The 12,546-nt window shown below is 42.6% G+C and carries 11 protein-coding genes; 1 reads left to right on the forward strand and 10 read right to left on the reverse strand.

Annotated elements, in window-relative coordinates:
• Positions 1–14 precede the first annotated feature (14 nt).
• The gene (locus tag I2I13_RS00070; protein ID WP_074557353.1) at positions 15–299 is read left to right on the forward strand and encodes a hypothetical protein; all 285 of its coding nucleotides are present in this window, start codon (positions 15–17) and stop codon (positions 297–299) included.
• A gap of 301 nt (positions 300–600) precedes the next feature.
• Here I2I13_RS00070 and I2I13_RS00075 read toward each other — a convergent pair whose 3' ends face one another.
• From I2I13_RS00075 to I2I13_RS00120, 10 genes are all read right to left on the reverse strand, one after another.
• On the reverse strand, positions 601–948 hold the full coding sequence (locus I2I13_RS00075; protein ID WP_195648413.1) for a PqqD family protein: 348 nt from the start codon (positions 946–948) through the stop codon (positions 601–603).
• A gap of 118 nt (positions 949–1,066) precedes the next feature.
• Positions 1,067–2,455 carry an MFS transporter gene (locus I2I13_RS00080; RefSeq protein WP_074557349.1) on the reverse strand — a complete coding sequence of 463 codons (1,389 nt, stop codon included), beginning with the start codon at positions 2,453–2,455 and terminating at the stop codon, positions 1,067–1,069.
• Between the two features lie 246 nt (positions 2,456–2,701).
• Entirely contained in the window at positions 2,702–3,094 is a 393-nt protein-coding gene (secG, locus tag I2I13_RS00085; RefSeq protein WP_074557347.1) for a preprotein translocase subunit SecG, read from the reverse strand.
• 6 nt (positions 3,095–3,100) lie between these two features.
• Positions 3,101–3,874, reverse strand: coding sequence for a tetratricopeptide repeat protein (locus I2I13_RS00090; RefSeq protein WP_195648414.1), 774 nt, complete (start codon positions 3,872–3,874; stop codon positions 3,101–3,103).
• A gap of 5 nt (positions 3,875–3,879) precedes the next feature.
• On the reverse strand, positions 3,880–4,407 hold the full coding sequence (gene lptE / locus I2I13_RS00095) for an LptE family protein (protein WP_074557343.1): 528 nt from the start codon (positions 4,405–4,407) through the stop codon (positions 3,880–3,882).
• Positions 4,394–5,635, reverse strand: coding sequence for a sigma-54-dependent Fis family transcriptional regulator (locus I2I13_RS00100; RefSeq protein WP_074557341.1), 1,242 nt, complete (start codon positions 5,633–5,635; stop codon positions 4,394–4,396). Before I2I13_RS00100 ends, lptE begins: the two co-directional genes overlap by 14 nt.
• 104 nt (positions 5,636–5,739) lie before the next feature.
• Positions 5,740–6,834, reverse strand: a complete 1,095-nt coding sequence (gene pdxA, locus I2I13_RS00105) for a 4-hydroxythreonine-4-phosphate dehydrogenase PdxA (RefSeq protein ID WP_148364404.1) — start codon at positions 6,832–6,834, stop codon at positions 5,740–5,742.
• Between the two features lie 4 nt (positions 6,835–6,838).
• On the reverse strand, positions 6,839–7,882 hold the full coding sequence (locus I2I13_RS00110) for a DUF4837 family protein (RefSeq protein WP_074557337.1): 1,044 nt from the start codon (positions 7,880–7,882) through the stop codon (positions 6,839–6,841).
• 18 nt (positions 7,883–7,900) lie between these two features.
• Positions 7,901–8,935 carry a 23S rRNA (adenine(2503)-C(2))-methyltransferase RlmN gene (gene rlmN, locus I2I13_RS00115; RefSeq protein WP_195648415.1) on the reverse strand — a complete coding sequence of 345 codons (1,035 nt, stop codon included), beginning with the start codon at positions 8,933–8,935 and terminating at the stop codon, positions 7,901–7,903.
• Positions 8,936–9,038: 103 nt separating this feature from the next.
• The gene (locus tag I2I13_RS00120) at positions 9,039–12,389 is read right to left on the reverse strand and encodes a DUF4062 domain-containing protein (RefSeq protein ID WP_195648416.1); all 3,351 of its coding nucleotides are present in this window, start codon (positions 12,387–12,389) and stop codon (positions 9,039–9,041) included.
• Positions 12,390–12,546 lie beyond the last annotated feature (157 nt).

Consider the following 12,546-nt stretch of genomic DNA (forward strand, 5'->3'; position numbering starts at 1 on the left):
AAAAGACAAAGAATATGGGTGGTGAAGGACATATGCTCGACATGATACGCCGGCTTAGCGAAGGACGGGAGGCTTCCCGTCTACGCCGTGAACGTGCCAACAACAAACTGAAGCACTTAAACCGCACCAACGAGCCTTATCCACTGCCCAACACCACTCCCGAGGAAATGGGACGTATCATCCACGACTCGGAAAAAAAGAAAGAAAAGGACAGTAATTATTTCGTTTGGGGGACGCTTATTATCATGGGAGCCCTCATAGCAACTGCTGTCATATTCTGGGCAATCTTCCTTAATTAGATAATTTATGATGATAGATGATAGATGATAGGTGATAAATGATAGATGGGAGATGGGAGATGTTTCCTAAATGATAAGGGATATTTAGTAAATAAGAAATATAAGTAACTAAAGATATTCTCAAAATATTAAAAAGGCAACTAATTCGTAATGAATCAGTTGCCTTTTTTCATGTCTTTAAACGAGATATTTAATAAACCTCCTTAGGAGGGCTGTACTACGCATATAACCAGCTATTATGCCACATAGTAACTATCATTTATCATCTATCAACTATCATTTATCAACTATCTATCACCTATCATCTAATTAAGAAAAGTTTTATAAATCCATCTTTCTGCATTTGAGAAAGATAAGCCGATACACGAGACTCGTATCCCACTTCATTTTGAAAATGCTCTGCGAGTTCTTCTATGATCTCACGAACAGTACGTTTTCCATCTATCAGTTCCCATACAGCCGTACCGTGTTCTTCCAATCGTACATGAAGTTCTTTCGACATTCCTGCCGGTACAAGGAAGCGTTGCATCCACGGATATTTAAAACGGGGAAAGGAGAGCACAATCGTCTCCCCTTCCCTTTCTGCTGTAATATGTTCACTGCGACAGGGAATAACCTCTAACAGGTTGGTTTTCTCTTTGGCAGCCATAGTTCTTATTTCTTATTTCAAAGCATTAATACTGATTCTCTTTTATTTCCGAACCTTATACTTTCGGATTTATAGCGTTACTTTGAATCACAACAGTTACTTCGAATTGTAGCAACTGTTACTTCTGGATATTTGCCTCTTCCAAACCGTATCCTTTCTTCTTGTTCTCTGCTTTCAACATCAAAGCAACAACCAGAGCAAGTACACCAAAGAGAGCAAAAATAGTCATCGGCAATGTGTAATCATAAGTCTGTGCACCGTCTACCACCGGACCTTTACAATAAGTATTCAATACCCATCCGATTAACAAAGGAACACCCATCAATCCCCAGTTCTGTACCCAGAAAATCAAAGCGTAAGCAGTACCCAACTGTTTTTCCGGAATAATCTTCGGAACAGAAGGCCACATAGCCGAAGGCACCAGTGAGAAAGCAAATCCCAATATAATCATTATAATAGTAGCAAACCACCATATATTCAATATAGGCAGGGCAAACATGGTATGTACAAAAATCAACATCAATGATCCGATCACCATCAATGTGGCTCCCTTACCGATACGGTCATATAACGAACCGAACAACGGAGTCAGGATAATAGCACCAATCGGCAATAATCCGGGAATCGTTCCCGCCAGTTTCGGATCCACATTATATTTCTGCACCATCAAGTCGGCAGCATATTTGATAAAGGGGAACACGGCCGAGTAGAACAATACACACAATAATGCGATCAACCAGAATCCTTTATTTGTGATGATATACACAATGTCTTTCATGCGGAACGGCTCTTCCGGTTCCAAGCCTTCTGCATCCAAAGAAGCATCCAATTTCTTATCGTAGAAAGTATAAAGGAAGAAAGCGATGGTACCTACACACAACATAATCAGACAAAACAGAATAGGAGCAGGAATATTGGTATGGAATGCACCACTCTCATCCGTATATCCGAAGAAGTCTGCCAAAGGAACTGTCAACACCATCGCCAGAGTTGTTCCGATACGTGCCGTAGCCATTTCAAGTCCCATAGCCAATGCCATTTCCTTGCCCTTGAACCATTTCACTATAATCTTGGAAACAGTGATACCGGCAATCTCCACACCTACACCAAAAATAGCATATCCCAATGCAGCCAAAGTCACCTGTGTTTTGAATCCGAAGAGCATGGCACCTTCCGGAAAAGTAGTAGAAATCGCATAGTATTTCAATCCACAACCAAACACCATCAATAAACAAGCTCCCATTCCAGTGAAACGAACTCCCATCTTATCCAAAATGATACCACCGAAGATCAGCATCAACAAGAATACGTTAAACCAACCGTAAGCGCTTGTGAAGAATCCATAATCAAGACTATCCCATAGTAGTTCTTTCTCAAGCATGGGTTTTAGAGGAGACATTACGTCGGTGAGGAAATAGCCGCATAACATAGTAAATGCGACCAATGCTAGAACACTCCATCGGAGTACGGCGGAGTCATTCAATTTCTGTTTCAAATGTTCTGTCATTGTTATATTCAAAAAGTAGTTAATAATCTTATACAGCCCACAAAGGTAGTTAAATCTCGTTTGTTTCTATCACAAAGAGATTGTTTTTACAAGAAAAAGTTAAGTGCGGATTACACTGACCACTCGGAACATTGAAAATCCGTGTAATCTGCGTAATCCGCACTTAAATATCAAAGAAATGCAGCATCCGTCTGCACCTTCCCTTAAATGGTTTTATCCCAAAGCCTTACCTGACGGCGGAGCAAATTACTCTGCTTTAGGAGCAGGAGTTTCAGCCGGTGCCGGAGTTTCCGTTGCAGGTGCATTGGTAGCAGGAGCATCAGTTTGCGGCGCAGCCGTACCTGCGGGTAAGTTATACGGGTTAGTCTGTTGTTCTTTCTGTGCCTGTTCCAACACTGCGTCTTTAGCAACTGCAGAACGAGGAACTACATAAGCAGTAGCAATGCTCATTACAACCATAAAGATGGCCAGGCCCCATGTTGCTTTTTCCAGAAAGTCTGTAGTCTTGCGCACGCCCATGATGGCGTTAGATGAAGAGAAACCAGAAGCAAGTCCGCCTCCTTTTGAGTTCTGAATCAGCACGATGAAACACATCAACAAGGCTGCAATAACCATTAAGATAACGAATAATAAGTACATTTTTAGTTATTTTGAATTAGCGTTAATAATCAATTTCTCCAAAAATCTGATTTGGTCTGCAAAGTAAGCATTTTTTTTTGGATATTTCAAGCTTAATTTTTTAATTATTTCAAGAGCTTTTGAATATCGTTGCTGTTTAACATAGATTTTTGCTAAAGTTTCCGTGAAACAGCTGTCGTCTTCCTCTTCTTCCTCCATCATTTCTTCTTCGCATACCTCGTCCGAAGCAGCTGCGGAAAATACCGCTTCTTCTCTTAACGGCTTCATGCAGAGGGGGGAGTCACTCTCACTCTTTTCTATAAAATCGTCAATCAGTTCGTATCCTTTGAGTTTGGGCGTTTCTTCCGATGGCTGTTCCGTAGCCGGAGTCTCCTCCAAAAGATAGGAAGTATAATCCATCGAATAGTCGAAGCCGGTCTGGGCCGCTACTTCTTCGGGGACTGTGGACAAGAAAGCGTCAATCAATGCCAATGTGCGGTCTACAGACGGCTCGTCTTTCAGTACCTCCGTGAGAGGTACTCCTTTTTTCCGCGCCTGCACATCATAGCGGTCACCTTCAATCAACTGGAACAACTGTCGTCTGTCTGCGATGTAAAGAACCGCTTTTCGCAGTTCCCCACCAAAACTAATATCATGGAGAACATACAGGTTTTTCAAATACAGCAGACGGAGCGACTGAAAATACGGATATCTCGCAAGAAGATTGCGCAGTTCGTATAAAGTATCCCTATTCAGCATCTCGGGATGCTGTATCCATTGTTGAAAGTTAACAGAAGTCATTTATATTACCAGTTTGCTACAGTTGCATTAAAAATTTGGTCGGTGATCTCTTTAGACATTTCAGCAATCAATCCGTCCTGTACGGCAGTCAGCAACTGGGTAGAGTCGTAGGTACGGAAAGCAGAAAACTGTTGTTCAAAGTCTTCGGCATGATTGGTATTGTTGACAAAGCGTACATTGACGGTGATAGTCAATTTTGTTTCCGAAGAGTAACCGTCGGCAGATACTGCCTGGTTATACTGATTGTATCCTGTGATTTCTCCGTCAATCTGCAAGTCGGCATTCTGATTCGGCTTGAGCAGTTGCAGACGGGTTTGCCGGATGAAGATATCTTTCAGGTCTTCATTGAACTTGGTCGCCAACGGAGCATACACATACTCCGACTTGATCGGGAAATCTGCTATCGAAATAGTCTTTACCTTATCATAATTGATAGACGATCCGTTAAACTTATAGGAGACAGTGCACGCAATGACTACCACCGGTAAAACGAACAGTACCAAAGGGCGTATTATTTTCTTAATCCAATTCATATTCTTTTATTTTTCTATAAAGTGTACGCTCGGAAATATTCAAGTCCTTAGCCGCACTTTTCCGCTTTCCATGATGCCTTTCAAGTGCTTTGCGTATCATTTCTTTTTCCACTTCGTCCAGTGACAAAGGAGGTTCTTCTACATATTCTTCCGTGTCTTGTATGTCATCATCATCCTTGCAAACCGCAGGCTGCATGGTATGAATGATAGCAGGTACCGAAGGCTGGTGTGTCGTCACCACCGGGGTAGTAACCACCGTTCCCACTTGTCCTACCTGCCCCACCTGTCCGGCACGTTCAGCCATCAGGTTGTGTACCATCTTCTTCAACTCCGCTACCTCCTGGCGCATATCGAACAGAACGGAATAAAGAATCTCCCGTTCACTTTCAAAGCCTTTACTTTCGCGTGTTCCCATCAGTGCGGGAAGACGTTGTATATTTTGTGCGGGAAGATAATTCTGCAAGATGGCGGCAGTGATCTCCCTGTTTGTTTCAATGATGGATATTTGCTCGGTGATGTTCTTCAGCTGGCGCACGTTACCGGGCCACGGATAAGCCAGCAATTCTTTCTTGGCATCCTCCGTCAGCTGAATAGCGGGCATCCGGTATTTCTCTGCAAAGTCTGCGGAAAACTTACGGAACAACAGGAGCACATCGTCCCCACGTTCACGCAAAGGGGGAATCTGGATAGGTACCGTATTCAACCGGTAATATAAATCTTCACGGAAACGTCCTTCGGCAATCGCTTGTGTAAGATTGACATTGGTAGCTGCAACAATACGTACATCCGTCTTTTGTACTTTGGACGAACCTACTTTTATAAACTCGCCACTCTCCAACACACGAAGCAAACGTGCCTGGGTAGGCATCGGCAACTCCCCTACTTCGTCAAGGAAAATAGTACCACCGTCGGCTTCGCCAAAGTACCCTTTCCGTTCGCCAATCGCACCGGTAAACGCACCCTTCTCATGCCCGAACAGTTCGGAATCAATCGTACCTTCCGGAATAGCACCACAGTTGACAGCAATATACTGCCCGTGCTTCCTCCGGCTATATTGATGAATAATCTGCGGAAAACTTTCTTTTCCGACTCCACTTTCTCCGGTAATCAGCACAGACAAATCGGTAGGAGCTACCTGAATGGCAACATCTATGGCGCGCAACAATGCTTCGGTATTACCTATAATACCGAAACGTTGTTTCACTTGTTGTATCTCTGCTTTTGTCATCTATTTTAAGTATTAAGCCAGTATAAAGTATTAAGTATAAAGTATTAAGTATTAACCTTGCAAATGATCGACTGTGATAATACTTAATACTTTATACTTAATACTTATTCTTCGTCTACTGTATCCAGTTTCAGTTTATCACTATCATCACGTTTCTCGTAATACTGTTTACGCAACGGATTGGCACGAGCCACCTTTTCCCGCTGACGATTACGGAACACGTCGATGGCAACATAAATTGCCTGACGGAAAGAATCTTCACAAGCCACTCCCTTGCCTGCAATATCATAAGCAGTACCATGAGCCGGAGAAGTACGTACCACCGGCAGACCTGCCGTATAGTTCACTCCGTCTTCCATAGCCAATGCTTTGAACGGAGCCAGCCCCTGATCGTGATACATTGCCAGGATACCGTCAAAATGAGTATAATTGCCTGAACCCATAAAGCCATCGGCCGCATAAGGACCGTAACTAAGGATTCCTTTCTCTTCCATTTCTTTCATGGCAGGAATAATCACTTCCTGTTCTTCCATTCCCAACAAACCACCATCTCCGGCGTGAGGGTTGAGAGAGAGTACCGCGATACGCGGAGCACCAATGCCGAAATCCTGTTTCAAGCAACGATGGAATATCATCAGCTTCTCCTGAATCAGTTCCTTGGTAATCGTAGTGGCAATCTCTCTGACAGGGATATGCGTCGTAACCAAAGCTACCCGGAAGTCATTCTTCATCAAAATCATCAATGATTTATTACCGTTACCCAGACGTTCTTCGATATATTCCGTATGTCCGGGGAATGAAAATTCTTCCGACTGAATCGTATGTTTGTTGATCGGAGCTGTCACGATGACGTCGATCAAACCTTCGCGATATTCTTCAATGGCACGTTCCAAGGCTCCCAACGCAGCTTTACCCGCTTCGGGATCGGGTTTGGAAAATTCCACTTTCACCTCATCATCCGTGCAGTTCACCACACTCAAGCGGTTGTATCCCGCTTCGGTAGCAGAGTTGACAATACTGAAATTCGTCTGTATGTCCAACGCTTTACGATGATAAGCCGCTACTTTTGGTGAACCGTAAATGATCGGAGTACATAGTTCCAACATTGTAGGGTCGGAAAATGTCTTCAGAATCACCTCATAGCCCACCCCGTTAATATCTCCCTGGGTGATACCTATTCTTATCTTGTTATCTTCCATGTTTTTATTTTTTAGTTTGTTCCGCTGCCTCCTTGGATACACCTCCCAATGGAATTTGATTCTGCTGAACTTCATTCGGAAGTTTCAGTGTATAAAGAGATGCTTCCATCTGGCGTACCAGGTTGCGTTTCATTTTATCAGGTGAATAAACAAATATTTCTGCTGTAATAATTCGTTGGTTTTTCTCGTCCAGGCGAGTGTGGGAAACGTATGGGCCACCCATAAAATCACCCTTCATACGCCACAAGCCGCGTGCTTCCATCGTGTAGCTGTTCTGTACATTGATGGGACGAACGTCAGTCAGCAAACTGTCAGTCGACATATAAACGCCTTCTTTGAATCCGGGGATATTGGCTTGCATCACAGAGTCACGCTTATGCACAAAATATTCTTTCGTAAATGTATCCTTGTCAGTATAAGGATAAGAGTACATCACAAAATTACGGTCGGCAGTACCTGTGTTGGTAGAAGCCCAGAAAAAGTTCTCACCGGTTTTAGAATTGGTCAGTTCGGAAGGCAACCAGATATTGCAGCCGAACAGGCTATCCACTTTGTTGGAGATAAAGTTACTGTGTTTTTCTTCCAATAACGTAATCTGACGGTTCATTTCCGCACGGGTAAAGAAGTCGACAATCGTCTTTTTATTCTCTTCTACAAACTTTTCAAACTCTTCTTCGTTCGGAGCCTGGATAGTCAATATCATTTGCGGATTGGCATATACGTCTTTCGCATATTTGAAAGATGCTTTCGTATATATATCCTGTATATCTACAATAATAATGTTACGTATCAGCTTCAATGTAGAATCATAGTCTTTCGGTGAAGTATACATAATCCGGAAAGAAGGTTCCGACTGCGGCAAACCGGGCATATCGGAATCGAGCGCATCATGTAAAGCCCTTCCGGCAGCACGATCCCAAACACCGTGATCTACTACAACCAGAAGCTCATAGGCACGACCACTAGAGGTGTGATTTCCTTTCAGACCACAAGAAGCAACGACAAAGGCTACCAAAGCGATGCTTAAATAAAAAAAGTACTTTTTCATGATGTTCGGTTTTATATATTAACTCTCATTATTTTCTTCCTGTTTCGCTGTCGACAACATACCACAAGCTGCAAAAATATCTTCTCCTCTTGAAGAACGGATGGTGGTGAAAAGCCCGTGTGACGTCAGATAATTACGAAAACGGGTCATCGTTTCCATGTCCGCTCCTTCGAGGTCTACTCCCGGTATGGCATGAAAACGAATCAGATTCACCCTGCAATCCAGTCCGCGAAGAAGCTTCAGTAGCTCTTTGGCATAGACCTGCGAATCATTAAGCCCTTTAAAAACAATATATTCAAATGAAAGTCGACGTTGTTTGCTAAAATCATAGTTTTTTAACAGTTCCACCATCTCGGTGATCGAATATGCCCTTTCTGCCGGCATCAATTCGGAGCGTTGAGCTGTCAATGGAGAGTGAAGACTGATGGCGAGATGGCAATCGTTTTCTTCGATAAAACGCTGCAATCCTTTCCGTAGTCCGACTGTAGAAAGTGTGATACGCTTCGGGCTCCAAGCATAGCCATAGGTAGCGGTCAGTAGTTCCAATGCTTTCAGCACCTCATCCAAATTATCAAGCGGTTCGCCCATTCCCATCATCACGACATTGGTCAGTTTGTCGCGTTCCGGCAACGAATGAATCTGGTTGATGATCTGACTGGCGGTCAGGTTGGCGGTATAGCCTTGTTTACCCGTCATGCAGAACTTACAGTTCATCTTGCAACCTACTTGTGAAGACACACACAACGTTGCCCGGTCGTCATCCGGAATATAAACCGACTCAACAAAATGATTCTCACCAACTTTATAAAGATACTTCACCGTACCATCTACAGAGCGCATTTCATCTACCGGAGCAGCTGCTCCCACCTCATAGTTCTGCTTGAGCAACTCCCGGTGTTTCAACGACAAATTAGTCATTTCATCAATCGAGGCTACCTTCTTTTCGTAAAGCCATGATGCAATCTGTTTGGCAGCAAAGCCGGGCATACCCAGTCTTTTTGTCAATGATTGAAGCTCTACAAGAGTCATTCCTAAAAGGGGATATTTAGACATTCTTCTTTCTGTTGATGGTTTATATTTGCAAATGTAAGGAAATAAAGTCGATTTCTATATAGCGAGAATGCAAAAGTTAACAAAAAAGGGAAGTAGCCCCAAGTTATGAACGAACCACATCTATATATTGAAGCAGCTTTTTCGCCATTTCCGAGTCACTACCATTCCTTTTCACTTCATGATCGTACGCCTCACGAAAACAGGACAACGCATCTTCCCGTTCATTACAAAAACTGTGTAAAACCCCTAGATTTTGACAAGCCAGAATCGTATGATCATCCTCCCATCCCAAGTACTTCTTCCGTAGTTCAAACTCTTTTAAGAAAGCATCTTTCGCCATTGGATAATTTTCCATCTTTGCATAAGCTTGCGCTTCGTAGTAACAGACCTCACTAGAAACATCAGGATCAATATCCTCGTGAATATCTAAAGTCGTTGCAATACGAATTACGTTCCCATACTCCTTATTCTCGTAATATTGTCGCATAATATCACATCTCAATGCCTCGTAACGGACAGTTAATTCAGCCAGACGCGGCTTTTCACTGAAAAACTTTTCATGCAGAAGAGACTCACGAAAAAATAAAGTAGAACTTTGTTCATCTCCACGCTCCTTCATCACCCGTTTAAACTCTTTGCACAAATGATACAACTCTTTGTGACAAGCCACGATCTGTTTCCTATTATCTATCTGTATAGCAATACCCAACGCCTCATTCACCAAACTCCACGCTTCATCATATCGCTTAATATAATAAAGACATTTTCCCTGCATACGCAAACATTTAGCCACTCCACTCGACAGTCTGCCATTCAAAGATTCGTGCATTTCAGCCACTTTCCGGAATTTCTTGGCGGCACTCTCTTCCTCATCCCTATAATAATCACAATAAGCCAAAAATTCGGAAAGTTCAATAACTTCTGCCTGACTCTTCTCGTCAGTAGAAGCCGCATGATAATTAAGCGCCCTATTCAAATAAATCGCAGCTTCATTGTATTGCTCATTGTAGTAATATGCCAGAGCCAGATTCCGACAGGTATTGGCAATCTCCAATTCCGGAGTTGGTACAATACTTTCCTGCATCACCAATGCTTTCAAGAAACAGTCGCATGCCGTTTCGTATTCTTCATTGCGGGCGTACCGGCATCCTTCATTCATCTTTAATACCGACTTGGCAATTAACGGTATCGCTTCTCCTTCCATACTTTTCTCGCTCACCTCCATTGCCGCCTTCGTCAGATGGAAAGAGCTGCTTAAGAAAGTAGCCATGTCATTAGCAATGACAGGAATCAAAAAAGAGTCAATCTGACCAAAGTCCAATTCAGCATAGGCTGCAGGCGTAAGCGAAGGGTTATCGTTCATTATCGCCTTCCAACAATCTTCTAATAGAGAATAATTAGTGCGATACAGGATTTCGAAGGTTTCCGCATCACAAATCCAATCTCTTAAAAAGTCCCAATGTTGCATCTTATAACTTTGATAAGTAATTTCCACTTGATAGCGATAAGAATCATGGTAACAAAACTGCTTCATGCGATAGTTATAATCAGCAAAAGTCAAAGGATGCGAAAGAGTATCGCTATCATCCAGAAGAGCAACAATTATTTCCTTGCGACACTCGTCTATAGACACGTCATCTTGAGCAAAACACCGTTCAATCGCCTCTATCATTTGTGTATCACAAATGCAATATCGCCCCCCTTTGTTGGTGAGCCAACTACTCATTTCCACTCTCAACTGCGACCAAAGCAGCTGATTAATACCTGTCATACTCTTTACCTCATCTTCGGTAAATCCTTCTAAAGTAAGTGAAAGCATTAAAAGCGCTCTTCCAATCCTATCGAAACCATAATCAGACGACAAACGCCGGAGCACACTGTCGTAGAATTGGGCAATCTCGTTTATCTGACAATATCCACTCATATATTCACTAAGAGTATCATATTGACCAAACGAAACTAATTCATTGAGCAATACATTTAAGCAGCGCGGTTGTTTAGCCAGCCCCCATGAGCTAAGAATATCTTCTTGCTGTGCAGACAGAGCTTTAGAATAAGTAGACAAATATTGTTTTGAAAACGACTTTGCATCAGCCTGCGAAAAGCCATTCAACCGGTAATGAACGTACCCGTTCCGGACAAAAGGCAGATATGCAGTAGATGATGCAGCAAAACTTAACACGACCTTCACATTGGACGGTATAGATCCGAATAAAGAAAACAGAGATACTTCCGTTGAATTTAGATAACTGATATCATCAATCAATAAAATGATAGCATATTTTGATCTCCCCAGCGCAGCCCATAACTGACTGAACTTTTGAATAGAATTCAAATCTTCCTCAATTTCTTTAATGTTTCGAAGTGTGTTTTCTGAAAAACCGTCCAATACATTATTCCCAAACACCATTGATTCTCTCACAATATCCAGAATCGATCTGGCTGTACCTTGAGTTGAATCTGATTCCTTTGAAACTTCAGCGGTAAACAAATCTTCTTCACCTAAAGTCTGACATTTGAGTGCATTCTGACATTTGGCAGCTAATGCCCTCACCAAAGTCTCCGGATAAGAAGACAGCGTAGTATTGTCCAGTCGATGATATATGGGAATCATCTGCGTATCATTGTTCACCCAATCACTCCAATGAGCCAGCAGAGCACTCTTACCAAGACCACGATCACCCGTTACAACCAGACACCGTTGCTCATCCGCAGCTAAGAAATCGGAAAAAGCCTGATCCGCTTCAGGTATTGGATGATAATTAAATAAGAGTTCATTACGGGTTAACTGTTCTTGCAATGCCTGGTTATCTTCCACAGTCAATACACTAGGAAACTCTTGTTCGAGCAGTTCTGTGAAAGCAGATTCTACAAATTGGCATAGCTGCTCGGGCGAATCATACTCTTGCACAGGGTAGCGATCCTGCTGCAAAAGACACTCTTTAAGATGCTGCAGCTTATGAAACTCCTCTTTAGGACAAGAGGGATCAGTAGCAGACTGTTTGATATAAAAATAGGCATGCAACGGATCGGGATTGCGCAGTACTCCAAACTGCATTTCCATCTCTGTCACACTCAAGTGGTTATTCAAATCATCTTCCACCCAACTATATTCCAAGCTATCACTGAAAGTCTGCGATAAATCTTCATAACTGGGACACCATCCATAGCGTTCACCTACCATGCCAATGAAGAAAGGCCGGGAATGCACTATTTCTTTCAAACAGATTTCGACCACCTTGCCACTTTTTGCATCTTCTTCCGTGATGCCCCAACGCAGGTCGACCAATGAAATGGTAACACCACGACTGGCAGCCTTCACTTGCAAGCCCTTAAAAAGTTTGACTAATGCAGAGCGTTCCATCTCCATGTCTCTGAACGTTGACGAAAGGAATACACGAATGATACGTGAATTTTCAGTGGGAACTGAATACTGGGCTAGTTGTTTGGTCATAATATAGATTCATATTAGTTAATGAAGTATTTCACAAAGCCAATTAAAGATTGGCAAGGTATGGAAAATTTATCAGATAACAAAGATCGTAAACGAAAATGAGAATAAAAAAGGCACGGATTACACAGATTTCGCGGTTCTCTCATAAGTTAAAACC

Source organism: Bacteroides sp. D55t1_190419_B8 (assembly GCF_015558905.1).
GTDB lineage: Bacteria > Bacteroidota > Bacteroidia > Bacteroidales > Bacteroidaceae > Bacteroides > Bacteroides vicugnae.

Coding starts and splice junctions, on each gene's coding strand:
- I2I13_RS00070 (WP_074557353.1), top strand. CDS start 15: ATGGGTGGTGAAGGACATATGCTCGACATGATACGCCGGCTTAGCGAA.
- I2I13_RS00075 (WP_195648413.1), bottom strand. CDS start 948: ATGGCTGCCAAAGAGAAAACCAACCTGTTAGAGGTTATTCCCTGTCGC.
- I2I13_RS00080 (WP_074557349.1), bottom strand. CDS start 2,455: ATGACAGAACATTTGAAACAGAAATTGAATGACTCCGCCGTACTCCGA.
- secG (WP_074557347.1), bottom strand. CDS start 3,094: ATGTACTTATTATTCGTTATCTTAATGGTTATTGCAGCCTTGTTGATG.
- I2I13_RS00090 (WP_195648414.1), bottom strand. CDS start 3,874: ATGACTTCTGTTAACTTTCAACAATGGATACAGCATCCCGAGATGCTG.
- lptE (WP_074557343.1), bottom strand. CDS start 4,407: ATGAATTGGATTAAGAAAATAATACGCCCTTTGGTACTGTTCGTTTTA.
- I2I13_RS00100 (WP_074557341.1), bottom strand. CDS start 5,635: ATGACAAAAGCAGAGATACAACAAGTGAAACAACGTTTCGGTATTATA.
- pdxA (WP_148364404.1), bottom strand. CDS start 6,834: ATGGAAGATAACAAGATAAGAATAGGTATCACCCAGGGAGATATTAAC.
- I2I13_RS00110 (WP_074557337.1), bottom strand. CDS start 7,882: ATGAAAAAGTACTTTTTTTATTTAAGCATCGCTTTGGTAGCCTTTGTC.
- rlmN (WP_195648415.1), bottom strand. CDS start 8,935: ATGTCTAAATATCCCCTTTTAGGAATGACTCTTGTAGAGCTTCAATCA.
- I2I13_RS00120 (WP_195648416.1), bottom strand. CDS start 12,389: ATGACCAAACAACTAGCCCAGTATTCAGTTCCCACTGAAAATTCACGT.